The organism is Amycolatopsis pithecellobii, from assembly GCF_009707865.1.
Classification (GTDB): domain Bacteria; phylum Actinomycetota; class Actinomycetes; order Mycobacteriales; family Pseudonocardiaceae; genus Amycolatopsis_E; species Amycolatopsis_E pithecellobii.
This window is the reverse complement of sequence record NZ_WMBA01000069.1, coordinates 1-24731: the sequence shown is the minus strand read 5'-3', so window position 1 is coordinate 24731 and position 24731 is coordinate 1. Positions and strand designations below refer to the sequence as shown.

Annotated in this window: 25 protein-coding genes; 10 read left to right on the top strand and 15 right to left on the bottom strand. The window is 68.6% G+C overall.

Features of this window, described 5'->3' with window-relative positions; translation table 11 throughout:
- Positions 1-9 precede the first annotated feature (9 nt).
- On the top strand, positions 10-486 hold the full coding sequence (locus GKO32_RS31625) for a GNAT family N-acetyltransferase (RefSeq protein ID WP_154760577.1): 477 nt from the start codon (positions 10-12) through the stop codon (positions 484-486).
- Between the two features lie 2 nt (positions 487-488).
- On the opposite strand, the gene GKO32_RS31620 is transcribed toward GKO32_RS31625, so the two are convergent.
- Positions 489-962 carry a hypothetical protein gene (locus tag GKO32_RS31620; protein ID WP_312868891.1) on the bottom strand — a complete coding sequence of 158 codons (474 nt, stop codon included), beginning with the start codon at positions 960-962 and terminating at the stop codon, positions 489-491.
- A gap of 261 nt (positions 963-1223) precedes the next feature.
- Between GKO32_RS31620 and GKO32_RS31615 the strand changes: the two genes are divergently transcribed.
- Together GKO32_RS31615 and GKO32_RS31610 are read left to right on the top strand one after the other, a co-directional pair.
- Positions 1224-2138, top strand: coding sequence for a diacylglycerol/lipid kinase family protein (locus GKO32_RS31615; protein WP_312868890.1), 915 nt, complete (start codon positions 1224-1226; stop codon positions 2136-2138).
- 273 nt (positions 2139-2411) lie between these two features.
- Positions 2412-2666, top strand: a complete 255-nt coding sequence (locus GKO32_RS31610; RefSeq protein ID WP_154760576.1) for a WhiB family transcriptional regulator — start codon at positions 2412-2414, stop codon at positions 2664-2666.
- 219 nt (positions 2667-2885) lie between these two features.
- Here GKO32_RS31610 and GKO32_RS31605 read toward each other — a convergent pair whose 3' ends face one another.
- The gene (locus tag GKO32_RS31605; RefSeq protein ID WP_154760575.1) at positions 2886-4391 is read right to left on the bottom strand and encodes a sensor histidine kinase; all 1506 of its coding nucleotides are present in this window, start codon (positions 4389-4391) and stop codon (positions 2886-2888) included.
- Between the two features lie 115 nt (positions 4392-4506).
- Between GKO32_RS31605 and GKO32_RS40685 the strand changes: the two genes are divergently transcribed.
- The gene (locus GKO32_RS40685) at positions 4507-4581 is read left to right on the top strand and encodes a 50S ribosomal protein bL37 (RefSeq protein WP_098515123.1); all 75 of its coding nucleotides are present in this window, start codon (positions 4507-4509) and stop codon (positions 4579-4581) included.
- 46 nt (positions 4582-4627) lie between these two features.
- On the opposite strand, the gene rsrA is transcribed toward GKO32_RS40685, so the two are convergent.
- Together rsrA and GKO32_RS31595 are read right to left on the bottom strand one after the other, a co-directional pair.
- Positions 4628-4936: a mycothiol system anti-sigma-R factor gene (rsrA, locus tag GKO32_RS31600; protein ID WP_312868888.1), complete on the bottom strand. Its 309-nt coding sequence runs from the start codon at positions 4934-4936 to the stop codon at positions 4628-4630.
- Positions 4933-5562, bottom strand: a complete 630-nt coding sequence (locus GKO32_RS31595) for a sigma-70 family RNA polymerase sigma factor (RefSeq protein WP_154760574.1) — start codon at positions 5560-5562, stop codon at positions 4933-4935. Before GKO32_RS31595 ends, rsrA begins: the two co-directional genes overlap by 4 nt.
- A gap of 206 nt (positions 5563-5768) precedes the next feature.
- On the opposite strand from GKO32_RS31595, the gene ybaK reads away from it, so the two are divergent.
- Positions 5769-6245, top strand: coding sequence for a Cys-tRNA(Pro) deacylase (ybaK, locus tag GKO32_RS31590; RefSeq protein ID WP_154760573.1), 477 nt, complete (start codon positions 5769-5771; stop codon positions 6243-6245).
- Here ybaK and GKO32_RS31585 read toward each other — a convergent pair.
- Both GKO32_RS31585 and GKO32_RS31580 read right to left on the bottom strand, forming a co-directional pair.
- Positions 6242-6850: an alpha/beta hydrolase family protein gene (locus GKO32_RS31585; protein ID WP_154760572.1), complete on the bottom strand. Its 609-nt coding sequence runs from the start codon at positions 6848-6850 to the stop codon at positions 6242-6244. The two genes, ybaK and GKO32_RS31585, sit on opposite strands and share 4 nt — an antisense overlap.
- On the bottom strand, positions 6847-7599 hold the full coding sequence (locus GKO32_RS31580) for an SOS response-associated peptidase (protein WP_154760571.1): 753 nt from the start codon (positions 7597-7599) through the stop codon (positions 6847-6849). Before GKO32_RS31580 ends, GKO32_RS31585 begins: the two co-directional genes overlap by 4 nt.
- Before the next feature lie 96 nt (positions 7600-7695).
- On the opposite strand from GKO32_RS31580, the gene rsgA reads away from it, so the two are divergent.
- Together rsgA and GKO32_RS31570 are read left to right on the top strand one after the other, a co-directional pair.
- Positions 7696-8685 carry a ribosome small subunit-dependent GTPase A gene (gene rsgA, locus GKO32_RS31575; protein WP_154760570.1) on the top strand — a complete coding sequence of 330 codons (990 nt, stop codon included), beginning with the start codon at positions 7696-7698 and terminating at the stop codon, positions 8683-8685.
- Between the two features lie 26 nt (positions 8686-8711).
- The gene (locus tag GKO32_RS31570) at positions 8712-9545 is read left to right on the top strand and encodes an SCO4651 family lipoprotein (protein ID WP_208024606.1); all 834 of its coding nucleotides are present in this window, start codon (positions 8712-8714) and stop codon (positions 9543-9545) included.
- Between the two features lie 12 nt (positions 9546-9557).
- On the opposite strand, the gene pruA is transcribed toward GKO32_RS31570, so the two are convergent.
- The 3 genes from pruA to GKO32_RS31555 form a co-directional block, all read right to left on the bottom strand.
- Positions 9558-11186 (bottom strand): L-glutamate gamma-semialdehyde dehydrogenase, encoded by a 1629-nt coding sequence (gene pruA / locus GKO32_RS31565; RefSeq protein WP_154760568.1) that lies wholly within the window; start codon positions 11184-11186, stop codon positions 9558-9560.
- A gap of 133 nt (positions 11187-11319) precedes the next feature.
- Complete coding sequence (locus GKO32_RS31560) at positions 11320-11811, bottom strand: DUF6912 family protein (RefSeq protein WP_312868887.1); 492 nt, start codon at positions 11809-11811, stop codon at positions 11320-11322.
- Entirely contained in the window at positions 11808-13214 is a 1407-nt protein-coding gene (locus GKO32_RS31555; RefSeq protein ID WP_154760567.1) for a WS/DGAT/MGAT family O-acyltransferase, read from the bottom strand. The genes GKO32_RS31560 and GKO32_RS31555 overlap by 4 nt, the downstream gene beginning before the upstream one ends.
- A 33-nt stretch (positions 13215-13247) precedes the next feature.
- Between GKO32_RS31555 and GKO32_RS31550 the strand changes: the two genes are divergently transcribed.
- Both GKO32_RS31550 and GKO32_RS31545 read left to right on the top strand, forming a co-directional pair.
- Positions 13248-13997 (top strand): TrmH family RNA methyltransferase, encoded by a 750-nt coding sequence (locus tag GKO32_RS31550; RefSeq protein ID WP_312868886.1) that lies wholly within the window; start codon positions 13248-13250, stop codon positions 13995-13997.
- 93 nt (positions 13998-14090) lie between these two features.
- Positions 14091-14531 carry an Rv3235 family protein gene (locus GKO32_RS31545; RefSeq protein WP_154760565.1) on the top strand — a complete coding sequence of 147 codons (441 nt, stop codon included), beginning with the start codon at positions 14091-14093 and terminating at the stop codon, positions 14529-14531.
- A 44-nt stretch (positions 14532-14575) separates the two neighbouring features.
- Here GKO32_RS31545 and secA read toward each other — a convergent pair whose 3' ends face one another.
- The gene (gene secA / locus GKO32_RS31540; protein WP_154760564.1) at positions 14576-17401 is read right to left on the bottom strand and encodes a preprotein translocase subunit SecA; all 2826 of its coding nucleotides are present in this window, start codon (positions 17399-17401) and stop codon (positions 14576-14578) included.
- Positions 17402-17584: 183 nt separating this feature from the next.
- Entirely contained in the window at positions 17585-18283 is a 699-nt protein-coding gene (gene hpf / locus GKO32_RS31535) for a ribosome hibernation-promoting factor, HPF/YfiA family (RefSeq protein WP_154760563.1), read from the bottom strand.
- Between the two features lie 531 nt (positions 18284-18814).
- Between hpf and GKO32_RS31530 the strand changes: the two genes are divergently transcribed.
- Positions 18815-19684 (top strand): ComF family protein, encoded by an 870-nt coding sequence (locus tag GKO32_RS31530; protein WP_376766017.1) that lies wholly within the window; start codon positions 18815-18817, stop codon positions 19682-19684.
- A gap of 119 nt (positions 19685-19803) precedes the next feature.
- Here the strand turns inward: GKO32_RS31530 and GKO32_RS31525 are convergent, their stop codons facing one another.
- The 4 genes from GKO32_RS31525 to GKO32_RS31510 form a co-directional block, all read right to left on the bottom strand.
- Complete coding sequence (locus tag GKO32_RS31525; RefSeq protein ID WP_154760562.1) at positions 19804-21546, bottom strand: LpqB family beta-propeller domain-containing protein; 1743 nt, start codon at positions 21544-21546, stop codon at positions 19804-19806.
- Complete coding sequence (gene mtrB, locus GKO32_RS31520) at positions 21543-23237, bottom strand: MtrAB system histidine kinase MtrB (RefSeq protein ID WP_154760561.1); 1695 nt, start codon at positions 23235-23237, stop codon at positions 21543-21545. The genes GKO32_RS31525 and mtrB overlap by 4 nt, the downstream gene beginning before the upstream one ends.
- A 7-nt stretch (positions 23238-23244) precedes the next feature.
- The gene (mtrA, locus tag GKO32_RS31515) at positions 23245-23922 is read right to left on the bottom strand and encodes an MtrAB system response regulator MtrA (protein WP_154760560.1); all 678 of its coding nucleotides are present in this window, start codon (positions 23920-23922) and stop codon (positions 23245-23247) included.
- Positions 23923-23993: 71 nt separating this feature from the next.
- Complete coding sequence (locus tag GKO32_RS31510; protein ID WP_312868884.1) at positions 23994-24641, bottom strand: dTMP kinase; 648 nt, start codon at positions 24639-24641, stop codon at positions 23994-23996.
- Between the last annotated feature and the right edge of the window lie 90 nt (positions 24642-24731).

Sequence of the window (24731 nt, the reverse complement as noted above, 5' to 3'; positions counted from 1 at the left end):
AGGTCCGCCATGGCCGAGATCCGTCGCGTTCAAGAGTCCGATGTAGACAGTCTCGTGCAGCTGGTGCACGATCTCGCCGCGTATGAGAAGGCGCCGGCGGAGTGCCGGCTCAACGCCGAGAAGCTGCACGCGGCACTGTTCGGCAAGTCACCGGCGGTGTTCGCGCACGTCGCCGAGCAGGACGAGCAGATCGTCGGATTCGCCTTGTGGTTCCTGAACTTCTCGACCTGGCGCGGCGTACACGGGATCTACCTTGAGGATCTTTACGTCCGGCCGGAGCTGCGTGGCTCCGGCCTCGGCAAGGCGCTGCTGGCGACCCTCGCGCGCGAATGCGTCGAGCACGGTTACCAGCGGCTGGAATGGTCGGTGCTCGACTGGAACCCGGCGACCGGCTTCTACAAGTCGCTCGGTGCCATCGCGATGGACGAGTGGACGGTCTACCGCCTCACCGACACGGCGCTGGACAAGCTCGCCCGCGCCGCCTGAGGTCAGTCGTTCTTGTCGCGCTCGGTGTGGCGGCCTTCGAGACCGCCGCGCTCGGCGGCTTCCTCTTCGCTCTCGCCCGGCCGCTGGCCGAGCGCCCACGCCCGCGACGGCTGCCGGAACAGCAGCACGATGACCAGCAGCCCGAGCAGGATGACCGGCACTCCCGGTCCCGGCTGCCCGGACGGCCCGGTGAGATACCAGCCGGCGCCCACGGTGAGCAACGCCGTCACCACGCCCGGCGAGCGTGCCCAGGTGTGCCCCGTCGCCAGCCCGGCGGCGCAGCCGAGGATGGCGAGCCCGAACACGACGTAGAAGCCCGCCTCAGCGAGGAGGTTGTTGCGCGGCGCGTCGGAGCTGCCGTGGGCGGCCAGCAGCACGATGGCGAGCGCGAGCAGGCCGAGACCGGGCAACGCGGTGACCAGCCCGGCGAGCCGGACCTCGCGGGGCGCGGGAGCGATCTTGTCTGCGATCGGCACGGGAAAAACGCCTTCCACCTGCGGCGGTGACCTTGTGTGAGCACTTTCGATGGTATGCCACCCGGTCGGCCGTTTTCGAATGGCGGCTGCCAGGGTGAAGATCTGAGTGTCGTCGGCGAGCGGGCGGTCGGCCCGGGTGCACTTGTCACGACGAGCGGCGCTGGACGAATGATGGGAGGTCCACCGGCACTCGGATCGGTTCGGAGTGACTTCGCACTCCGCTCCCCGCCGTGGCGGCAGTGGTTGACCTACGCTGCGGTTGTGCGTGCGATTCTCGTCGTCAACCCTCAGGCCACGTCGACCACGGCCGGTGGTCGCGATGTGCTGGCCCATGCGCTGGCGAGCCAGGCGAAACTCGAGGTGGTCGAAACCGACTACCGTGGGCACGCCCTCGCCGTGGCGCGTGATGCCGTACGGGAAGGTATCGACGTGGTCGTCGCGCACGGCGGCGATGGAACGGTGAACGAGGTCGTCAACGGACTGCTCGCGGACGGCCCGACCGACCGCACCGCGCTCGGCGTCGTCCCCGGCGGTTCGGCGAACGTTTTCGCCCGTGCGCTGGGCATCTCGCGGGATCCGGTGGAGGCCACACACCAGCTACTGCAAGCTGTCGAGGACGGGCAGAGCCGTTCGGTGGGGCTGGGCAAGGCCGACGAGCGATGGTTCACTTTCAACGCGGGTCTCGGCTGGGACGCCGATGTCGTCGCGGAAGTCGCGGACCGGCGCGGGAAGCAGACCAATGCGTTGCTGTACATCCGCTCGGCCGTCGCCTGCTACTTCAACCCGCCGCGCGGCAAAGATCCGCTGACCGTGCATATCCCGGGCGAAGAGCCGGTCGAGGTGCGGACCGCGTTCGTGTCGAACACGGACCCGTGGAGCTATCTCGGCTCACGTCCGGTGCGCTTCAACACCGGCACGTCGTTTGAAACGGGGCTCGGCCTGTTCGCGCTGCGGGCCCTCGGCTTGCCGACCGTCTACCGGCACGCACGGCAGTCCTTGCGGGAGGACGCGAAGCACCGTGGCCGGAATCTGGTGCGCCACGACGATCTTCCGAAGCTGCGGATCGAGGCGCGGCATTCGGTAAACTTCCAGGTAGACGGCGATCCGGTGGGCCGGCGGAACCAGGTCGAGTTCGTCAGCGTCCCACACGCGTTGACCGTTCTGGTCGGCGGCTGAGACGCTCGCGCAGTGATCGTACGAGGCAAAGTGCATGTTGCCGTTCGTCGACGCGAAGCACCCGCTTAGCGCACCGTAGTTCTTCTGCGAAGGTCGTTTCGACGAGAAACCGCAGGTCAGAGCTTCGCTCAACCAGGTGAGCTGACTCACCGATCCCAAGAAAACCCTTGTCGAACGCGATGCTTCGTGAAAGCATTCACAAGCACCCAAAAACACGACCGCCATGACGACTGTGGCGCATAGTACTGCGCCCATTAGAAGGAGCTCACAGAGATGGACTGGCGCCACGACGCGGCCTGCCGAGACGAGGACCCGGAGCTGTTCTTCCCGGTAGGGAACAGTGGTCCCGCTCTGCTTCAGGTCGCCGAGGCGAAGGCCGTTTGCCACCGTTGCACCGTTGCTTCCGACTGTCTCGCCTGGGCTCTGGCCAGCGGGCAGGATGCCGGTGTCTGGGGCGGTATGAGCGAAGACGAGCGGCGCGCGCTCAAGCGCCGCCGTGCTCACACCGGCACCCACAGCAACGCCTGAGCCACACCCCCGCAACACACACACTTAAAGGGCCGATACCACAACCGTGGTATCGGCCCTTTAAACGCGCGTTATCCCGGAGCCAGCCCGCAGGCGAGGCAATCTTTTTAAGTCGCGCTCCGCGCGATGCCCTGTGGTCCCTTTTCGCAGGAAGGTGACCGGACGGTGGGTCCCTGCGCCCGCTTTTTGTTGCACGGCGCCGGTTTTGTGGGTGGTCGTTTACAACCGGCGGCTCAGGGGGATTCGCAGTGCGGCTTCGGTTCCCTTTGTTTCCGCGTCCTTCACCCGACGTAAAGAAAGCGAACCGCGCAATTCCGATTCGATCAGGGTCCGGACGATTTGCAAACCGAGTCCGTCGGCGCGTTCCAGGGAGAAACCCGAAGGCAGGCCACGACCATTGTCTCGAATCAAAACGTCCAGCCAGCGTGCCGAGCGGGAGACCGAGATTTCCACCTTGCCCGGCCGCCCGCCCGGGAAAGCGTGTTCGACCGCGTTTTGTACCAGCTCTGCCAGCACCATCACCAGCGGCGTGGCGATCTCGGCCACGACCACACCGAACGAGCCTGTGCGCTGGATGCCCACGCGCGACTCGGCCGTGGCGACCTCCCCGACCATGGGTAGCACCTTGTCCAATAGCTGATCCAGGTCTACCCGCTCATCAACCGACACCGACAGCGCTTCGTGCACCATCGCGATCGAGGCCACGCGCCGCACCGACTCCGTCAGCGCAAGTCGTGCCTCGTCGCTGGCTGTGCGCCGGGACTGCAGGCGCAGCAACGCGGCCACGGTCTGCAGGTTGTTCTTCACCCGGTGATGGATCTCGCGGATCGTCGCGTCCTTCGACAGCAACGCCCGGTCCCGCCGTTTTACCTCGGTCACGTCGCGGACCAGCACGAGCGCGCCCGCCGGCTGGCCATGCGGCCGTAGCGGCAACGCCCGGAACAACACCGCAGCACCCCGCCTCGACTCGGCCTCCGTGCGGCTGCCCGGTTTGCCGTCCAGCGCGTCCAGGATCCGGTGCGCGACCTCCGTCGCATCGAATGGGTCCCGGATCAGCGTGCGGGTCAGCGGGGCCAGCCTGGTGCCCACCAAGTCTGCCTCGTGCCCCATCCGGTGGTAGGCCGACAACCCGTTCGGGCTGGCGTACACGACGTTGCCCGTGGCATCCAGCCTGATCAGGCCGTCCCCGACGCGTGGGCTCGTGTGCACGTCGCTGTGCGAATCGGGGCTCGGGAACGTGCCGTCCGCGACCATCTGGCACAGATCGCCTGCGCTGCCCAGGTACGCGACCTCCAGTGGGCTCGGCACCCGCGGCGCGGCCAGGTTCGTCTCGCGGCTCAGCACCGCGATCACCTGCCCACCAAAAGTCACCGGCACCGCCTCGCGCCGCATCGGCAGGTCCCGGTACCAGTGCGGCTCTTCCTCGCGGCAAATCCGCAGCTCACGCAGCGCCTTCGGCAACTGCGGATGTTCCTCGGCGGTGACCCGGACCCCGACGACATCCTCCGGATGCGCCGTCAGCCCCGTGGTCGGCCGGGCCTGCGCGACACACACGAAGTCGCCGCCCTCGGCGGTCAACTCCGGCGAGACGGGGACCCACAGCAGGAAGTCCGCGAACGACAGGTCGGCCAGCAGCTGCCACTCGGCCACCACGGCCTGCAGGTGGTCGGCTGCCTCACCGGACAGGCCGGTGTTCTCGGCGAGCAGGTCGGAAAGTGTGGACAAGGCTCACTCCGGCGAAGACGGATATCGATTCCATACAACCAGAGTGGACCTTCTCGGCACAGGCCGGGCGCCGCCTGCGACACTGGAATCGGTAAGCAACACCTGAGGAGCAGATATGTCGAAGCGCGCGCGTAAGCGTCGGGACCGTAAGAAGAACGGCGCCAACCACGGCAAGAAGCCCAACGCCTGAGCGTGAAAACCACGAAAGGCCCCGGTCCGCCGGGGCCTTTCGGATGTCAGTCGCGGTTTTCCGCCCGGACTTCGGTGTGCTCGATACTGACGTTCACCCGCTGATGGATCGACGCACGCAGCTTCTGTTTCAACTGCGCCGGCGCCAGGTCACCGCCGCATTTGCGCGCGATCAGCTCTTTGAGCACGACGTCGATGCCGTACGCCTCGAGGCACGGCGGGCAGTCCTCGATATGCCGCCGCAGCTCCGCGTCCCGCTCCGGGCTGCACTCGCGGTCGAGCAGAAGGTAGATCTCCGCGAGCGCCTCCTTGCAGTGGACCGTGTCCTTGCCGGACTCTGGATCTTGCGGGTTCACTGCGCCACCTCCTGCTCAGCGCGCCGGACGAAACCGCGGTCACGCGCGACGTCGGCGAGCAGGTTCCGCAGCTGCGCGCGGCCGCGATGCAGCCGGGACATCACGGTGCCGATCGGAGTGTCCATGATCTCGGCGATTTCCTTGTAGGCGAATCCCTCGACATCCGCAAGGTACACCGCCAGCCGGAACTCCTCGGGCAGCTGCTGCAACGCCTGCTTGACATCGCTGTCCGGCAGCCGGTCCAGCGCTTCGACCTCGGCGGATCGCAGGCCGCTGGAGGTGTGGCTCTCCGCCTGGGCGATCTGCCAGTCGGTGATCTCCTCGGTCGGCTGCTGCACCGGCTGACGCTGGCGCTTGCGGTAACCGTTGATGTAGGTGTTGGTCAGGATGCGATACATCCAGGCCTTCAGGTTCGTCCCCTCCTTGAAGGAGTTGAACGCGCCGTACGCCTTGAGGTACGTCTCCTGGACCAGGTCCTCCGCGTCCGCGGGGTTACGCGTCATCCGCATCGCGGCGGAGTACAGCTGGTCCAGCAACGGCATCGCGTCCCGTTCGAAGCGTGCCGCGCGTTCGTCCGCCTGCTCCTGGTCGACGGCGGAGGTCGCGTCGTTCGGTGTGCTCGGCAAACCTTTCCCTTCCCCGTGCGCATAAGACAACGATGAGGATACGCGGGGGCTCTTGGGCTGGCCGGGTACGGCGGGCTGACCAGGGTCGGGGCGGTGGCCCCTCGCCCGGCCCTTGGTGTCGGCAACCATCATCACAACAACAGTCAACGACCATCAGCCGGGCGTCATTCCCGGTAGCCGTGGCGACCACATAGGCTACGGAAACCATGGCAGGCAAAGGAACTCCGGCGACAGCGGTGCTGACGAAACAGAAGATCGCGCACTCGCTGCACACCTACGAACACGATCCGAAGCACGATTCGTACGGGCTGGAGGCCGCCGAAGCACTCGGGGTCACACCGTCGCAGGTGTTCAAAACCCTGGTCGCGGACGTGGACGGGAAGCTCACGGTCGGCGTCGTGCCGGTCACCGGTCAGCTCGACCTGAAAGCGCTGGCCGCGGCGGCGGGCGGCAAGCGCGCGAAGATGGCCGAGGCCGCGGCCGCACAGCGCGCCACCGGATACGTCCTCGGCGGGATTTCGCCGTTGGGCCAGCGCAGCCGCCTGCCGGTGGTGATCGATTCCTCAGCGGAGACGTTCGACACGGTCTTCTGCTCGGGCGGCCGGCGAGGGCTCGAAATCGAGCTGGCACCGGCTGACCTGATCCGCCTCACGAGCGCCACCGTCGCCGCGATCGGCGGTTAGAGCAGGGGCCGCAGGACCCGGGTCAGCCATTCCGAAGTGGCGCGGAAAAGCGCGTCGAGATCCTTGTCGAGCGCATGTGTCCCCGGGATGACGACGACCTCGTGATGCGCCGACGGTTTCGGGCGGCCGAACGGGTCACGCTCGCCCTGCACCACGAGCGCCGGTACCTCGACGGCGTCCAGTTCGGCCTGGCGCGATTTCTCCGGCTTGCCCGGCGGGTGCTCGGGAAAAGCCAGGCACAGCACGGCAGCCGCCTGGCCGGCTGCCGCGGTCCGGCAGGCGACCCGAGCCCCCGAGGAGCGCCCCCCGAACACCTGAGGCAGCCCGTCGAACCGTTCGCCGAGCTCGTCCGCCACCGCGAGCCACGCCGCGTCGAGCTGCTTCGCCGGCGCCGGGGCGCGACGACCCGCGACCCGGTACGGCTGCTCGACCAGCGCGACGTCCACGCCGGCGGCCTGCGCCGCCCGCGTCACCGCGACCAGGTCCTTCGCCGCGATCCCACCGCCGGCGCCGTGCCCGAGCAGAAGCACCGCCTGCCCTTCTTCGGCACAGTGCAGCTCGGCCCGTGCGGGGCCATGCGGCGTGGGGATCTCGATCGTGGTCATTTCGGCAAATCGAACAGCGCGTTGTCGAGGTCCTGCTCGACTTCGACACGCTCCACCAGCTCGGGGCCGTTGTTGCGGACGTTGTTGACGCGGTCGGAGATCGGCCGCAGCTCGAGGGTGTCGACGAGCCCTGACGGCGGCGTGAGCAGCTCGCCGACCTCGGCCCGGTCGGGGTCGAGCCAGTTGCCCCACTTTTCCTTCGGTACCAGCAACGGCATCCGGTCATGGATATCGGTGAGCCGGCCGACCGCGTCGGTGGTGATGATCGAGAAGGTGATCAGGGGGTCCGCGTCGTCCTTCTTCGGGTCCCGCCAGCTTTCCCAGATCCCGGCGAACGCCAGCTCATCGCCGGTCATGAAGAACGGTTCCTTCTTGCCGTCGGCCTTGCGCCACTCGTACCAGCCGTCGGCCGGCACGAGGCAGCGCCGCTTGGCGAGTGCCCTCTTGAACGCCGGCTTCTCCGTCGCGGTCTCGGCCCGCGTATTGATCATGCGGTTGCCGACCGACGGGTCCTTCGCCCAGAACGGCACCAGCCCCCAGCGCATCACGCGCAGACTCCGCACGGCGGGCTCTTCCTCGAGCACCTCGCCCTCGTCGTCACGCGGATGCCGTTGCACGACGGTCACCACGTTCTTCGTGGGCGCGATGTTGTAGTCGGCGTCGCGCGCCTTCCCGTCCGTCTCGTCCAGCGCGTCGAACTCCTTGACCAGATCCGCGGGATTCTTGGTCGAGGAATAGCGGCCGCACATGTCGCCAGCTCCTTCGTGGAGATACTCGGACAACCATCGTGGCACACATCGGGGATCATCGTGTGCGGACATGTCCAGGGAAAAAGGGAGACCGGCTTGGCTGGCAGGGACTGGCACAGGCTCGACGAGAGCGACGTCAGGGTGCGCCCCGGCCGCGGTTCACGCCCCCGCAGCAAACGCCGTCCCGAGCACGCCGACGCCGTCGAGGCGATGGTCATCGCCGTCGACCGGGGTCGCTGGACCTGCGCGGTCGGCGGTGACCCGGCACAGGTGGTGACCGCGATGCGGGCCCGCGAACTGGGCCGCACGCCGGTCGTCGTCGGAGACCGGGTGGGGCTCGTCGGCGACGTCAGCGGCAAGCCCGACACGCTGGCCCGAATCGTCCGGGTCGAGGAGCGCGCCAGCGTCCTGCGCCGCACGGCGGACGACACCGATCCGTACGAGCGGGTCGTCGTGGCGAACGCCGAGCAGCTCCTGATCGTCAGTGCGCTCGCGGATCCGCCGCCCCGCACCGGGTTCATCGACCGGTGCCTCGTCGCGTGCTTCGCGGGCGGGCTGCAACCGGTGCTGTGCTTGACGAAGTCCGACCTTGCAAGCCCGGACGAACTCCTCGACCGCTACGCCGACCTTGACGTGCCCGCGATCGTGACGAGGCACGACGAGGATTCACTGCCGCTGGCCGACACCCTGCGCGGCCGGCTTTCCGCGCTCGTCGGCCACTCCGGCGTCGGCAAGTCCACACTCGTGAACCGGCTGGTACCCGACGCGTCGCTGGCCACGGGCGAGGTCAGTGCGGTCGGCAAGGGACGGCACACGTCGGTCGCCGCGGTCGCGCTGCCGCTGCCCGACGGCGGCTGGGTGATCGACACCCCCGGCGTGCGATCGTTCGGACTGGCCCATATCACCGCGGACGACATCGTCTCCGCGTTCCCCGAATTCGCCGAAGCCGCCGAGGAATGCCCGCCGGGCTGCGGTCACCTCGGGCCGCCCGAAGATCCGGACTGCATGCTCGACGAGGTGCAGGAAACACGCCGATTGCGATCTTTACGGCGGTTACTTACGTCACGTGCGGGTTTGGAAACATGAGAGCCCCTTCACACGATTGGGGCAACATGAGAAAAAGACAGGTGTTCGCCGCGGTCGCGGTGGCACTCACGCTCGCCGGTTGCGGAGCCCGCCCGGAATCCAGCTCGACCACGAACGACCCGACCACCAACGACTCGAACGTCTTCGGCAACGCGCAGGAGCTCGTCCGCGCGGCGACGGACCAGACCGCGAAGGCCAAGTCCGCGAAGTTCACGGCCGAATCATCGCTCGCCGGCCAGGCCGTCACGGCCCAGGGCCAGGCCAGGTTCGACGGCGCCGACACCGTGATGGACATGACCATGACGGTCGGTCCGGTGCGCGAAGAGATGCGATACGTGGACCGTGCACTGTACGTGCAGCTGCCCGAGCAGTACCGGGCGCGGATGACCTCCGGCAAGCCATGGGGGAAGGTGCCCGCCGACAGCGCCGTCGCCAAACAGATCGGTGCCCAGCAGGCTCAGCAGAACGACCCCAGCCAGGCTCTCCAGCAGATCCAGCAAGCCGGAACGATCACCCGCAGCGCCCACGAGACACTCGATGGCCAGCCGGTGACCCACTACTGGATCGACGTCGACTTCGCCAAGGGCTTCGACAAGTTCAAGAACACGGGCCTGCCCGAGGCCCAGCTGAACGAGATCGCCGCGAAGGTGAAGACCATCCCGGTCGAACTGTGGCTGGGTAGCGACAAGCTACCGGTACAGATCACCGAGGACATGAGCGCGCTGATGAAGGCCGCGGGCGCACCCGCCACCGCGCAGGACATGAAGATCACCATGAAGTACAGCGACTGGGGTACACCTGTCGATGTGCAGGCGCCGCCCGCCAACCAGGTTGGCGAACTGAAGCTGCCCAGCAACTGACGCCCGCGTCGGCTACCCCATATGCGGGTAGCCGACGTCGGTTGGCGCGTCGAAGGTCTCCTTGATCGACCGTGGGCTGGTCCAGCGCTGCAGGTTGAACATCGAGCCCGCCTTGTCGTTGGTGCCCGAGGCCCGCGAACCACCGAACGGTTGCTGGCCCACGACCGAGCCGGTCGGCTTGTCGTTGATGTAGAAGTTGCCCGCGGTGAACCGCAATGCCTTGTGCGCCTGGGTGATCGCGGCCCGGTCGTCGGCGAAGATCGCACCGGTCAGCGCGTAGGGCGCGATGCCGTCGGCCTGCTCCAGGATCCGCTCGTACTCGGCGTCCTGGTAGACGTGCACGGCGAGGACCGGTCCGAAGTACTCGGTCGAGAACAGCTCGTGGCCGGGGTCCTGCGAGACCAGCACGGTGGGTTCGACGAAATAACCGACCGAGTCGTCACAATGCCCGCCGACGAGGGTCTCCAACGCCGGATCACTGTCCACACTGGACAGTAGCTTCCGGTGCTTGGCGAAGGCGCGCGCGTCGATGACCGCACCGCCGAAGAGCGAGAAGTCCTTGACGTCACCGTATTTCACGGTGCGCGTCAGATCGGCCAGCTCGTCGCGCAGGCCACCGTCCCAGATGGACCGTGGCACGTACGCGCGGGATGCCGCCGAGCATTTCTGTCCCTGGTATTCGAAAGCACCACGCACGAGCGCGGCGAGCAGCTTTTCCTTGCGTGCCGAGGAATGCGCGACGACGAAGTCCTTGCCGCCGGTCTCGCCGACGATCCGCGGGTAACTCCGGTACACGTCGAGGTTTTCCGCGATCCGCCGCCACAGCAGCTTGAACGTCGCGGTGGAACCGGTGAAGTGCAACCCCGCGAATCCCGGATCGGCCAGCGCGACCTCGCTCACCGCACGCCCGTCGCCGGTCACCAGGTTGAGCACGCCCGGCGGCAAGCCGGCCTCCTCCAACGCCAGCATCGTGAAATGCGCGGCCAACTGCTGGGTCGGGGTCGGCTTCCACACCACGGTGTTGCCCATGATCGCGGGGGCGGTCGGCAAATTGCCCGCGATCGCGGTGAAGTTGAACGGGGTGATCGCGACGACGAACCCGTCCAGCGGCCGGTAGTCCATCCGGTTCCACGCGCCCGGCACCGAGTTCGGCTGCTCCGCCAGGATCCGGCGGGCGTAGTGCACGTTGAACCGGAGGAAGTCGATCAGCTCACAAGCGGCGTCGATTTCGGCCTGCTGCACCGATTTCGACTGCCCGAGCATGGTCGCGGCGTTGAGCGTGTCCCGGTACTTCCCGGCGATCAGGTCCGCGGCACGCAGGAAGACCGCGGCCCGCTCGTCGAACGGCAGGTCCCGCCACACCGGCGCCGCGGCCTTCGCGGCCTCGACCGCGTCGGCCACATCCTCCGGCGTCGCCTGTGCGGCGACCCCGAGCACATGCCCGTGGTCATGTGGCTCGACGACGTCGAACGCGTCTCCCCCGCCGAGCCTGCGCCGCCCACCGATCGTCTGCGGCAACTCCTGCTTCTCGGCCGCCAGCTCAGCCAGCCGCCGTTGCAGCGACTGACGTTCGGCGGTTCCGGGGGCATACGTCAGGACCGGCTCGTTGCGCGGAGCAGGCACCTTCGTGACGGCGTCCATGGTTTTCCTCCTTGTCTGACAGCCTGCTCCGACGCCAGGTGACCCAGAGGACAGCACATGGGGAGGCGATCCCGGAGCCAGGGGCCGCGTCAGGTTTCCGCAACCTGCACCGGTTCGCAGGCCCTACAGCTCCTCATAACAGCTCCAAGAGGAACGGCAACTCCTGCGGCGCGTACCAGGCGAGTTCGTGGTCTTCGGCTTCGCCCAGGGTGAATTCGGCGTCCAGGTCGCCGAGGTCCGCGGCGTCGATGATGGCGGCCGCCGCGCGGACGGCCTCCTCCGCCTCACCCGTGTCCACGTGCACCGCCGCGACCTCGTCGAGCACGATCGGCCCCGGCAGCTTCACGACCGCAGCGTCCAGATCGGACCGGACGGTCACGTTGTCGACATCCACCGAGAGCACCACACGGCGCGGCGGCTCCCCTTCGTCGTCCCCGATCAGCCGCAGCGAAGCGCGCGCCGCGTCGAGCAGTGCGGCGTACTCGAGCTCCTCGGTGTCACCGCTGACGTAGGACTCGCGCAACGCCGGGGTGAGCGCGAACCCGGTGCCGCCCAGCGGCTGCAGCTTGCCCTCGGACACGAGCTTGCGCAGCATCCCGATCGTTGCGGGCAGATAGACCCTCACCAGTGCGTCCCCTTCAGTTCGTCCAGCGCATCCTCGACCATCGCGGCCAGGTTCCCCACATCGGAAACGGCTTTGCGGTCTCCGTTCAGTCCGAAGTAGACATTCCCGTGGTAGGACGTGACCCCGATGGCCAGCGCCTGGTTGCGCGCCAGCGGGATCACCGGGTACATCTCGGTCAGCCTCGCCATCCCCGCGAACAGCGGCTGCTGCGGGCCCGGTGAGTTGGTGATCACCAGGTTGAAGATCCGGCCGGAGAAGGACCCGGCGGCCCGCGCCGCCAGCGAATGCATCGTCGCCGGCGCGAACCCGCCCACTCTCAGCATGGCACGCGCCGCGACCGAACGGCTGGAGTCGGTGTAGACGCGCATGGCATGGCTGACGTGGCGCAGCCGCAGCACCGCGTTCGGCTCCCCGACCGGCAGGTCCACCAGATGCGCCTCGACCCGGTTGTTGACGAGGCCGGCGGTGGAGAACTCGACGGCGTCCGGCTCGAGCACCGCCATCGGCACCAGCGCCCGCAACGTCGAGCCCGCATCGAGGCTTTCCCCGCGCGAGAGGAGCCACTCCCGCAACGCGCCGGTGAGCACGGTGAGGACGAGGTCGTTGACCGTACCGCCGAACTCGGCCCGGATCTTGCGGAAATCGTCCAGCCGGGTCCGCACGACGGCGAACACGCGACCACCGCTGACATGCCGGTTCAGCGGTCCGGCCGGGGCAGGCCGGATCAGTGTGCGCAGGGCCGACGCGACCCCGCCGACGGCGTCGGCAAGCTTGTCCGCGGTGGCGGCGGCGTCCCCGGCCAGCACACGGATATTCTCCACCAGCTCGCCCGGCCGCCGCACCGTCTCACTCACCGCGTCGAGCACCAGGCGCGGGGTTGACGGCAAGCGGCGGGGTACCCAAGTGTCCTCGTACGGCTCACACGGCCTCGGTGTGGTGTCCAGAATCAGCTGGCCCAGCTCGACGGTGCCGATCCCGTCGACGACGGCCTGATGCGTCTTGGTGATCAACGCGACGCGGTTACCGGCGAGGGCTTCGACGAAGTACGCCTCCCACAGCGGACGCTCGTGATCCATCGGCCGTGCCATCAGCTGCGCGACGAGGTCGAACAGCTGCTCGTCGCTACCGGGCGAGGGCAGGGCCGCGCGGCGCACGTGATAGTTCAGGTCGAAATCGGGATCGTCCACCCACACCGGGCGGGCGAGATGCCCTGGCACGGGCAGCACCCGCTGACGGTAGCGAGGCAGGTAGCCCAGCCGCTGGCTGATCAGGCACAGGAGCTGCTCGTAGGCGAACCCGTCACGGGGCCGCTCAAACACCGCGACTCCGCCCACATGCATCGGGGTCGCCGAGTCCTCCAGGTAGAGAAACGACGCGTCGAGCGCGGACAGCCGATCGGGCATGGCCCGATCTTGACATACTGGTGTACTGGTCCAGTGCAGGAAACCCAGGTATCCCCGAAGGACCGCTTTCTCACCGTCTACGGGCGCAAGCCGGTACTCGAAGCGCTCGGCGATCCGGCGCTGCGAGTCGACAAGGTGATCCTGGCCGACACCGCGCGGGCCCCGGAGATCGAGCAGGCGGCACGCAAGGCAGGCGTGCAGGTGCGTCGAGCGAGCGCGCACCGGGTGAAAGTGTTGGCGGGTAACGGAAAACAGGAACAAGGTGTACTCGCCGATGTCGTCGCGCCGCGGATGCGCCCGCTGTCGGCCGCGCTGTCGAAGGCACCGCTGCCCACCCGCGTGCTTCTGCTCGACGGGATCACCACGCCCGCGAACGTCGGCATGATCCTGCGCACCGCGACGGCGGCCGGGATCGGCGGCGTCGTCGTGCCGCGACGAGGGGTCGCGGCGCTGGATCCGTTGGTGGTCAAGGCTTCCGCCGGGGTCGCGTTTCGCGCGCCGGTGCTGCGATGCGCGACGGCGGCGGAGGCCGCGGGGATGCTGTCCGACGCGGGGTACCGGCTCTACGGGCTGAGTGCGTCGGGTGGTGAGGCCCTGTTCGAGGCGGAACTTCCGGAGCGCGCGGCTTTCGTGTTCGGCGGCGAGACGGCGGGGGTCTCCGAGGAGGTCGCGGAGCTGCTGACCGGGTGGTTGTCGATTCCGATGCCCGGGGATGTCGAGTCGCTGAACGTGTCGGCCGCCGCCGCGGTGCTGTGCTTCGACCTGGTCAGGCGGGGCAGCTGACCATAGTCGTCACCGGTTCGGGGGCAGTTTGACCGAATCACCCAGGTATCGCCCTCTTATAGGGCGCACGATCCATACATCCTGGGGGAAGCATTGCGGCTACTGAAACCGCTGTACGACTACGAGCCTTTGCACGACCTGCACGATTTCCTGCCCGGGTCACTCGACCTGGTGCCGACGCGCCTGCCGCACCCGCGGCTGAGCCCGTCCGGCCGCCCTCCGCTGCCGCTGGCGCATGTCAGATCGGTGCTGAAAGCGCTGCTGGAGGTCCGGACCGGGCAGCAGCCGGCGAGCGCGGTGCGCGGCTGGGCCGGTGCGCAACTAGTCACGCAGCTGGGCATGCAGGCGCCGCTCGATGCGCGGTTGACGCTGAAAAGCCTGCGAGGGTGCGTTGTCCCGCCTTCGTCGTACGAAGTTTCGGCCACCGCCTCGACTCCGGCACGCGCCTACGCCGTGACTGCCCGCTTCGACCTGACCGACGGCACCTGGCGATGCACGGTGTTCGACGTGATCATCCCGCCCGGCCGGCGCTGACGAAAAGGGCCCGCCGCACCGCGGCGGGCCCCGTCACCAACGGCTCAGTTGCCGCCCTTCTTGCCACGCTTCGCGTCCGCACGCGCGGCGGCCCGGCGCTCACGACGAGTACCGCCTTGAGCCGCACCACGGGCTTGCTTCGCGGCCGTGCCACTGCGCTGCACACCGCCCTGCTCGCCCGGGCCCGAGTAGGTCAGCCCGCCCTGACCGTCACCCTGGCCGAGACCCTTGCCGCGCAAAGCGGCCGGCACCGGCTCAGGGGCCGGCTCCACGGGCGGCTGCGGCGGGGTCGGCTGCGCGTGCCTGCCCGCCACCGGGGCCCGCCCGGCCGCCGGCACGGCCGCGGCCGCCGCGGGCTGCACCGTGTCCTGCTGCTCGGCCTGCTCGACCTGCAGGTTGAACAGGAAGCCGACCGCTTCCTCCTTCAACGAGTCGAGCATCGCGCCGAACATGTCGAAGCCTTCGCGCTGGTACTCGATCAGCGGATCACGCTGCGCCATCGCACGCAGCCCGATGCCCTCCTTGAGGTAGTCCATCTCGTAGAGGTGCTCACGCCACTTGCGGTCCAGCACCGACAGCAGCACCTGCCGCTCCAGTTGCCGCATCGCGCCTTCGCCGATTCGCGCGTCGATGTCGGCCTCACGCCTGTCGTAAGCGTCGTGCGCGTCCTGGAGCAGCCGCTCGAGCAGGTACTCGGCGCTGAGGTCCTCATCCTCGTCGGCCAGCTCGTCCCAGGTCACCGACACCGGGTACAGCTGCTTCAACGCGGTCCACAGCTTCTCGTGGTCCCAGTCCTCGGCGTAGCCGTCTGCGGTCGCGCCCTCGACGTAGGCGGTCACCACGTCACTGAGCATGTGCCGCATCTGCTCGGAGAGGTCCTCGCCCTCCAGCACCCGGCGGCGCTCGGCGTAGATCACCTTGCGCTGCTCGTTCATGACCTCGTCGTACTTGAGGACGTTCTTGCGGATCTCCATGTTCTGCTGCTCGACCTGCGTCTGCGCGCTCTTGATCGCGCGCGAGACCATCTTGTGGTCGATCGGCTGGTCGTCCGGCAGGCGCATGGTGGTCATGACGCGCTCCACCATCGTCGCGTTGAACCGGCGCATCAGCTCGTCACCCAGCGACAGGTAGAACCGCGACTCGCCAGGGTCGCCCTGGCGGCCGGAACGACCACGCAGCTGGTTGTCGATCCGGCGCGACTCGTGGCGTTCGGTGCCCAGGACGTAGAGACCGCCGGCCCCACGGACCTCCTCGGCCTCGGCCTTGACCTCGGCCTTGACCTCTTCCAGCACCTTCGGCCACGCCGTCTCGTACGCCTCGGAGTGCTCCACCGGGTCCAGACCGCGTTCACGCAGCCGCTCGTCCGCGATGATGTCCGGGTTGCCGCCGAGCACGACGTCGGTACCACGGCCCGCCATGTTGGTGGCCACCGTGACCTGCCCCTTGCGCCCGGCACGCGCGACGATCAGCGCTTCCCGGTCGTGGTATTTCGCGTTCAGCACCTCATGCGGTACCCCGCGCTTGAGCAGCAGCTTCGACAGGTACTCGGACTTCTCCACGCTCGTCGTGCCGACCAGCACCGGCTGACCGGCCTCGTGCCGCTCGGAGATGTCGTCGGCGAGTGCCTCGTACTTCGCGGGCTCGGTCTTGTAGATCAGGTCCGTCTCGTCCTTGCGGACCATCGGCCGGTTCGTCGGGATCGGCACCACACCCAGCTTGTAGGTCTGGTGGAACTCGGCCGCCTCGGTCTCGGCGGTACCGGTCATACCGGCGAGCTTGTCGTAGAGCCGGAAGTAGTTCTGCAGCGTGATCGTGGCGAGCGTCTGGTTCTCGGCCTTGATCTCGACGCCTTCCTTGGCCTCGATCGCCTGGTGCATGCCCTCGTTGTAGCGGCGGCCGTGCAGGATGCGCCCGGTGAACTCGTCGACGATGACCACTTCGCCGTCGCGGACGATGTAGTCCTTGTCGCGCTTGTAGAGCTCCTTCGCCTTGAGCGCGTTGTTCAGGTAGCCCACCAGCGGCGTGTTCGCGGCCTCGTACAGGTTGTCGATGCCCAGCTGGTCCTCGACCAACGCGACACCCTTCTCGGAGACACCGACGGTGCGCTTGCGCTCGTCGACCTCGTAGTGCACGTCCTTCTTCATCAGCGGCGACATGCGCGCGAACTCGACATACCAGCGGGCCGACTGTTCGGCGGGACCGGAGATGATCAGCGGCGTCCGCGCCTCGTCGATGAGGATCGAGTCGACCTCGTCCACGATCGCGAAGTTGTGCCCGCGCTGCACGCAGTCGTCGAGCGTCCACGCCATGTTGTCACGCAGGTAGTCGAAGCCGAACTCGTTGTTCGTGCCGTAGGTGATGTCGGCTTGGTAGGCCTCGCGGCGCTGGTTCGGCTGGAGTTCGGAGAGGATCGCGCCCACGCTCAGGCCGAGGAAGCGGTGCACACGGCCCATCCACTCGGCGTCACGTTTCGCGAGGTAATCGTTCGTCGTGACGAGGTGCACGCCCTTGCCGGAGATGGCGTTGAGATACGCCGGCAGCACGGAGGTCAGCGTCTTGCCTTCACCGGTCTTCATCTCGGCGACCTGCCCGAGGTGCAGCGCGGCGCCGCCCATCAGCTGGACGTCGAAGTGCCGCTGCCCCAGCACGCGCCAGGCGGCCTCGCGCGCGACGGCGAACGCCTCCGGGAGCAGCTCGTCGAGCGACTCGCCGTCCTCGTGACGTTTGCGGAACTCATCGGTCTTCGCACGCAGCTCGGCGTCGGTGAGGTCCTTCACGTCGTCTTCGAGGGTGTTGATGTGGTCGGCGATGTTGCGCAGCCGCTTGAGCATCTTGCCCTCGCCCGCGCGCAGCAGGCGGTTGAGAACCATCCGGTCGACCTCACTAGCTGTCTTGGAAATGCGCCCAGGCGTGTTCCGGGGCGGAGGGGTACGCCGCCTCCATCGTAGGGAAGGTCTGCCCCGACGTGCACACATGCCGCTACTTAGGTAGCGGGGGGCAGCAGAACGGCCCGCACGCGGCGTCACGTGCGGGCCGTTGCGAAGGCGTGTGGGTCAGCCGCCGAGGCGGATCACGCCGTAATCGAAGCCCTTCCTCCGGTACACGACGCTCGGGGTGCCGGCGTCCGCGTCATTGAAGAGGTAGAAGTCGTGGCCGACGAGCTCCATCTGGTAGAGGGCCTGGTCGACGGTCATGGGTTCGGCGGAATGGTGCTTCTCGCGTACGACGCGGCCGGGTTGGTGTTCGGTCGCTTCTTCCCAGCGCTGCATGGGCAGGTCGAGCGCCGTGTCATTGAGCGCAGCGTCGAGCCCAGTACCGTCAACACGGGCTTCGACGGGCGCGGGCGCTTCGAGTACGGCTGTGCTCGCGGGCCTGCGGCTGTTAACAGCCGCGGCGGCGGGCATGGCGGAAGTCGCTTCCGCGACCGATTCCGGGCAACGGCGCCCGTAGTGGACTCGACGACGGTCGGCCATCCGGCGCAACCGGTTCTCGAGCTTGCTCACCGCGGCGTCGAGCGCGGCGTAGAAGTCGCCGGCACAGGCTTCGGCGCGGACCGCCGGACCTTTGCCCTTGCCAGTGATCTCCACGCGCTGGCAGTTCTTCGACTGCCTGCGGTTGGGCTCGTGGAAGAGCTCCACGTCGTAACGGAAGACCTTCTTGTCGTAGCGCTCCAGACGCGCAAGCTTGCTGCTCACATGCGCCCGGTAGTGCTCGGGCACCTCCACGTTGCGACCTTTAACCACGATGTCCATACACGACCTCCCTGGCTCCTAGTGGATGACGAGCTCTTCGGACTTCGATCAGGGCACCGACGCCGGACGCCTCCCTCGGAGGGGATTCTTAGCTTCCCGTCGGTACCAGGGTCACCGGCTGTTCACCTCCCTGCCGCGGAATCGCTATAGCGGTGCACGTTAGCGGGGTAACGCGCATCACAAAACCCCCCGAGCCGGGGTATGCCAGCAAGTGGGAAAAAATCACGGTGTGCGTCCGCGAGCAGGCGCCCGGTACGGGATTCAACCCCCGAACGGAGCAGCGCAAGGATGCGCTTTTCACCTTGACACGCAACGGGTTCCAGGCGTTCGAGGCGCATGGTGACGGCGTGCTGGGCGCTGCGCCCCACGCGGGTGGAGGCTTGCGCCGGAGGCGGCTCTTCGCTGGACGGCCTCATAGCTGGACAACGGACAGGGCCGGACGGACGTTCCCGCCCATCGCACCCATGTGAGTGAATCACAAAGTCTCACCGCAGCCGGAAAATGTCAGTGGGTTCGGGCAGGCTGCGGCGCATGGGAATCCTCGACCTGTTGTTGCCGGCGACGTGCGCGGGATGCGGAACGCTCGGCGCCGCATGCTGCCCCGACTGCGTCGCGCTGTTCGCGAAGCCGGAACGCGTGGCACGTGCTCTGATCAGCGGCGCGGCGCGCGGCCCGACTGGCGCGGTGACGCGCGGCCCGACTGGCTGGGTGGCGCGCGGGCCGACTAGCGACGTGGCGCGCGGCCCGACAAGCGGTGTGGCCCGCGGTCCGACGGGCGGTGCGGCGGGCGGCCCAACCGGCGGTGACGCACACGGCCCAACCGGCGACGCGGCGCGCAGCCCCAACGGCGAGGTGGCGAGCGGCGCGGCGAGAGGCGCCGCGGCGGTCTACGCGCTCGCCCGGTACGAGGACACGGCGCGGCGCCTGGTGCTGCACTACAAGGAACGCGGCAGGCGGGATCTCGCCGGGCCGCTGGGCGGTGCGCTCGCGGCGGCCCTGCCACACCTGCCGGAAGCACGTCCGGCTACCGACGGCGTGTGGTGGCTCGTGCCGGCCCCGTCGCGGCGGGTGGCATCACGGGTACGCGGCGGCCCGCACCTGCGACGGCTGGCTCGCGCGTGCGCGGCAACCCTGGCCGACGCCGGTCAAGCCGCCGCGGTCGCCCCCGCACTGCGACTCACCGCGGGCGCCCGCGACGCGGTGGGCCTCAGCCGAGACCAGCGCGCGGCGAACCTCGCCGAGCACCTGCGCCTGGACCCGCGCGGCCTGCCACCGCCAGGCACCCCGGTGATCCTGCTCGACGACGTGATCACCACCGGTGCGACCGCCGCCGCCTGCACCCGCGTCCTCACCACCGCCGGTTTCCCGGTCGCCGTCGTCCTGGCGCTGACCGCGGCTTGAGGAACGGGGGCGCGCAGCAGCCACCTGGAGCCGAGGCCGGCCGGCAACGTCAGCAACCCAGACAGAAGGGAGCTACCCGAGAATCACCGGTACCTCACGCCGCGCCCGCGACAGCGGGATCAGCCCGGATAGAAGGGAGACACTCGCGAGCCCAGCGAATGCGGGTGCGGGCGCCACACCTCACCGACGTCCGACGCCGTCCAGAGGCCGCCGGCGTCGGCGACGACGATGGGGCGGCCCGGGGCGGCGGTGATGGCGTACACCGGGGGTGTCAGGTTCGAGCTGTTGAAAGTGTCCATCCGCAGGCCGTCGATCGGCACCTTCACCACCGGCTGCGACGGCATCGTCGTGGCCGCGACCAGGCTGTCCTGACTCAGCCAGTCCACGTCGACGACTCCGGTCAGCGTGCCTGTCTGCAGGATCCTCGGGCTCCGCAACGTGACCGAATCCTGCGTGCGCACCACGGACGCCACCAGCAACTGCCCGTTGACCACCATCGCGGCCCTGGCCCCGTCCCGCGACAGGCGCAGCACGCTGATCTGCCCGACAGTCAGCACTTCCTCAGCGTTCACCGCCTGCCCGGTCCACCCGCCGTCGGACGTCCGCAGCACCCGCACCACCGACGAACCGTCCACGACGGTCCACACCTCACCGGCTGTCCCGTCGGCCGTCGCGGTCGGGCGCCACGTCGGCCTCGTCAGCGTGCCCCCGAACAGGTTCACCGGCTGCGCCGCCGCCCCGAACGCACCGATCCGCAGCTGCTGCCGCCCCTCCGCGAGCTCCACGATCGCCAGCTGCCTGCCGTCGATCGACTGCGCGGCGCTCACCACCTGATAGGCGCCCTGCCCTGCCGGCCCCTGGACCGCGGACGCGTCGGCGAGCGAGCGGACCCGGCCGTTCACCACCATCAGCCCCGGCTGGTCCGCGCCCGGTGAGGCCAGCGCCGTGTAGGACGGAACATCGCTCGGCAACCAATCCTCATGCCCGTCGACCAGCGCGTTCCCGTCCGACAACAGCCGCACCCGGTTGGTCGTCACGGCCTGCAATGACAACACGATCTGCGCCGCGATGAGCTTCTTGACCTCCGGCGTCTGATCCGCGACTCCGGTCAGCGGCACCATCAGCGCCCCGTCCGGCGTGGGGGTCACGTTGCCCTCGATACCGGCGTCCTCCGGCAACGGGCTGCGGACCGCGCCGACCAGCTGATCCGACGGTCCCGACAGCAGCAGCGACACCACGCGGCCGGCCAGCCCCAGCTGCGGTTTCCCTGCCACATAACGGAGATCGGGCACGATCGTGTTCGAGTCCTGCGCGAAGAAATACACCGGCACCCGCACGTAGTTCGCCGTGAACGCGCTGTAGGGCATCACGATGTTCGCCGGCGGGTTCGTCACCCGCCACTGCCCGTCGGGCTGCTTGCGCACCAGCAGCCGCAGCTCGTACGGGGTCCGCGACGGGATGAACGAACTGTCCGCCCCGAGCGTGCCGATCGTGGTGGCCCGAACGAGGACGACCACTTCCATCGGGTTCACCGGCAGCGCAGTGCCCGCCGCGTACACGGTGTTGAACTGGTCGTCGATGACGTTCATGACCTTGCCGGGCTGCCACGCCTTGGCCGCGCCGTCGTCGAGGTACGTCCGCGCGGCGGCGTTGTTGCTCACCGGCTGCGCGCTCGCCTCGACGAAATCGCGCGCCACCGTCAGCGGGTCGATGTCCCGCGGCGGCTGCTGCACGTCAGGGTTGGCGATCTGGCCCAGCTCCTGCTGCTGCACCGCCACCGGCTGCGAATCCTCGGGCACGGTCGCACAACCGCCCAGCAGCACCGCACCCGCCAGCACGGCGAGGAGCCTGGCCCGCCTCATCGAACGTCCTCCTTGGGCAGGTCGGCCACGACGATGCTGTAGTCGGCGCCCGAACCGACGCTCGCTTGGCCGTTGACCGCCGCGCCGTCCGGTGGCATCAGCGGCAACGGGTACTCCTCGAACGGCTCACCCTGCCGTCGCGGCAGCGTCAGCCGGAAACAGGCACCCGCCCCGGGCGCCCCCCATGCTTCGAGCTGACCGCCGTGCAACCGGGCGTCCTCATGACTGATCGCGAGCCCCAGCCCGGTGCCGCCGGTGCGGCGGTTGCGGGACGGGTCGGCGCGCCAGAACCGGTTGAACACCAGGTCGGCCTCGCCGGGCCGGAGCCCCACCCCGTAGTCGCGCACCGTGATCGCCACCGCGTGCTCGTTCGCGCCCACAGTCAGCCGCACCGGCCGGCCCTCGCTGTGGTCGACCGCGTTGGCCAGCAGGTTACGCAGGATCCGCTCGACACGGCGAGCGTCGATTTCGGCGGCGACCTCCTCCTCCGGCAGCTCCAGCTCCACGGGACTGCCCGCGTTGCCGGCGATCACCCGCACCTGCTCGACGGCACGCTGCGCGATGGGCCGGATGTCGATCAGCTCGGCCGCCAGCTCCTCGACCCCCGCGTCCAGCCTGCTGATCTCCAGCAGGTCACCGAGCAGCGCCTCGAACCGGTCGAGCTCGTCCACCAGCAGCTCGGTGGAGCGCGCGAGCCCAGCGGGGAACTGCTCGCGGGACGCGTGCAGCACGTCGGCCGCCATCCGGACCGTGGTCAGCGGGGTGCGCAGCTCGTGCGAGACGTCGGAGGTGAACCGGCGTTGCAGGGTGCCGAACTCCTCCAGCTGGCGGATCTGGCGCTGGATACTGGCCGCCATTTCGTTGTACGACACCGCGAGCCGCGACAGGTCGTCTTCGCCGGCCACCGGTAGCCGCTCGTCGAGTTCGCCACCGGCGAACCGCGCCGCCGCCGCCGCGGCCGAGCGGACCGGCCGCACCACCTGCCGGGTCACGATGTTGCTGATGCCCGCGAGCAGCATCAGCAGGACAAGACCGCCCACGAGCAGCGTGTTCTGCACGGTCGAGACCGTGTTCTGCTCGGCCGTCATCGGGAACAACAGGTACAGCTGGATGGGACGCCCCGTGCTGGCCACCGGGGCGCCGACGACCAGGTACGTGGTGCGGGTGCCGGCGTCCTCCACGGTGTGCGTCTGGTAGGCGACCTGGTTGGCCTCGGCGAAGCGCTCCAGCCCTTCCGGAACCTTCCAGATCGGTCCCGCCGAGTCGGGCGAACCGGTGCCACCGGCGGTGAGCACAGGCTCGAACGCGCCCGCCGCGGACGTGCCGGAGCCCTGGTCGTCCGAGGACGCGCTGGTGATCTTCTTCAGCACGTTCTGCAGCCGGTCCGGCAGCGCGTCCTGATCGCTCAACCCCACCAGCTCGCCCTCCGCGGTGGCGACGACCTGCAGCGTCTGCGCGACCGCGGCCTGGCGCTTGGTGTCCATGAGCCGCGTGATGATCTGGTTCTGCAGGACCATGCCCAGCACGAAGACCACCGCCGAGGACAGCGCCAGTGTCGAGACGGTGACCCGGAACTGCACGGACCGCCGCCACAGCGCGGCGAACACCATGAGATGTCCGCGGCCGTAAGCGCCGACGCGGCGGACGAGCCGCAGCACCCGGAAGACGAAGGCGAGGAGCTTCTGCTTCATTTTCGGTCTACGGGGGGCCCGCCTTGTAGCCGACGCCGCGGACTGTCAGCACCACCTCGGGATGCTCGGGGTCCTTCTCGACCTTCGACCGCAGGCGCTGGACGTGCACGTTGACCAGCCTGGTGTCGGCGGCATGCCGGTAGCCCCAGACCTGTTCGAGCAGCACTTCGCGGGTGAACACCTGGCGTGGTTTGCGGGCCAGCGCCACCAGCAGGTCGAACTCGAGCGGGGTCAGCGGGATGGCCTTGCCCTCGCGGGTGACCTCGTGGCCGGGGACGTCGATAGCCAGGTCGCCGATGGTCAGCGACTCGGCGGGCTCGCCCTCGATCCGGCGCAGGCGCGCACGGACACGGGCGACGAGCTCCTTCGGTTTGAACGGTTTCACCACATAGTCGTCCGCACCCGACTCGAGCCCGAGCACGATGTCGACCGTGTCGCTCTTGGCGGTGAGCATCACGATGGGCACCCCGGACTCCGCGCGGATCGCCTTGCACACGTCGATACCGTTCATCCCGGGCAGCATCAGGTCCAGCAGGACCAGATCCGGTTTGAGTTCTCTGAGCGCGGGCAACGCACGGGAGCCGTCGGCAACGACGGCGGTGTCGAAGCCCTCGCCTCGGAGCACGATGGTGAGCATCTCTGCGAGTGCAGGGTCATCGTCGACCACCAGGACACGTGCCTTCATGACCACATATTCGCACTACGGACACCGTTCGTGACCCCCGACCCGGTATCCGACGAGAAGATCTTGCCAGCTTAGCCCGGATGGACGAGTCCGGCGGCCAGCTCGGCGGCGTCGAAACCGGCTGTCCCGTCGACCACCTGCCATGGCGACAGCCAGCCATCCGCGGCCAGCTGGTCGTAGACCCGGGCGCACCGGATCTGCAGGTCGTCGTCGGATTCGAAGGCGTCCTTGGCACGGTCCACTTCGGACTGTGCCCGCCGGGCGGCCCGTTCCGCGGCCACCTCGGGGCGCACCCGGAGCAAGATCTGGGTGTCCGGTAGGGGGAGGCCGAATCGGGTGACCTCCAGTTCGCGCACCCATTCGACGAACTCGCCACGCGCGTCCTGATGGAGCCGGGCCGCGCCGTACGCGGCGTTGGAAGCGACATACCGGTCGAGCAGGACGATGTCGTGGAGTTTCAGGTCGTCGACGATGGCGTCGGCCGCGCCGCGGCGGTCGAGCGCGTACAGCACGGCCATGCCGTGGACGGAGGCGGCGAGGTCACCGTGACCGCCGTGGAGTGCTTCGCGGACCAGGTCGGCGTGCACGCTCTCGCCGTAACGCGGGAACGCGCGGGTGGCGACGCTCTTGCCCAGGTTGTGCAGGGCCTTCGTGAGGGCCTCGGTGAGTGTGCGCTTGCCCGAGCCGTCCAGACCTTCGATGACTACCAATCGTCCCACGCGGGACAATCTAGTGGCGCGAAGCGCCTCGATCGGAACCGCACTGCGGCGCGAAGCGCCTCCATCAGGGGCGGTGGTCGGGCGAGGGGC

Bases quoted from the DNA above. Each gene is read 5' to 3' on its own strand.
- GKO32_RS31570 (WP_208024606.1), top strand. From the start codon at position 8,712: ATGAGAAAAAGACAGGTGTTCGCCGCGGTCGCGGTGGCACTCACGCTC.
- mtrB (WP_154760561.1), bottom strand. From the start codon at position 23,237: ATGAAGCAGAAGCTCCTCGCCTTCGTCTTCCGGGTGCTGCGGCTCGTC.
- GKO32_RS31530 (WP_376766017.1), top strand. From the start codon at position 18,815: ATGGGAATCCTCGACCTGTTGTTGCCGGCGACGTGCGCGGGATGCGGA.
- hpf (WP_154760563.1), bottom strand. From the start codon at position 18,283: ATGGACATCGTGGTTAAAGGTCGCAACGTGGAGGTGCCCGAGCACTAC.
- GKO32_RS31610 (WP_154760576.1), top strand. From the start codon at position 2,412: ATGGACTGGCGCCACGACGCGGCCTGCCGAGACGAGGACCCGGAGCTG.
- GKO32_RS31555 (WP_154760567.1), bottom strand. From the start codon at position 13,214: ATGCCCGATCGGCTGTCCGCGCTCGACGCGTCGTTTCTCTACCTGGAG.
- pruA (WP_154760568.1), bottom strand. From the start codon at position 11,186: ATGGACGCCGTCACGAAGGTGCCTGCTCCGCGCAACGAGCCGGTCCTG.
- GKO32_RS31580 (WP_154760571.1), bottom strand. From the start codon at position 7,599: ATGTGCGGCCGCTATTCCTCGACCAAGAATCCCGCGGATCTGGTCAAG.
- GKO32_RS31625 (WP_154760577.1), top strand. From the start codon at position 10: ATGGCCGAGATCCGTCGCGTTCAAGAGTCCGATGTAGACAGTCTCGTG.
- GKO32_RS31585 (WP_154760572.1), bottom strand. From the start codon at position 6,850: ATGACCACGATCGAGATCCCCACGCCGCATGGCCCCGCACGGGCCGAG.
- secA (WP_154760564.1), bottom strand. From the start codon at position 17,401: ATGGTTCTCAACCGCCTGCTGCGCGCGGGCGAGGGCAAGATGCTCAAG.
- ybaK (WP_154760573.1), top strand. From the start codon at position 5,769: ATGGCAGGCAAAGGAACTCCGGCGACAGCGGTGCTGACGAAACAGAAG.
- GKO32_RS31525 (WP_154760562.1), bottom strand. From the start codon at position 21,546: ATGAGGCGGGCCAGGCTCCTCGCCGTGCTGGCGGGTGCGGTGCTGCTG.
- mtrA (WP_154760560.1), bottom strand. From the start codon at position 23,922: ATGAAGGCACGTGTCCTGGTGGTCGACGATGACCCTGCACTCGCAGAG.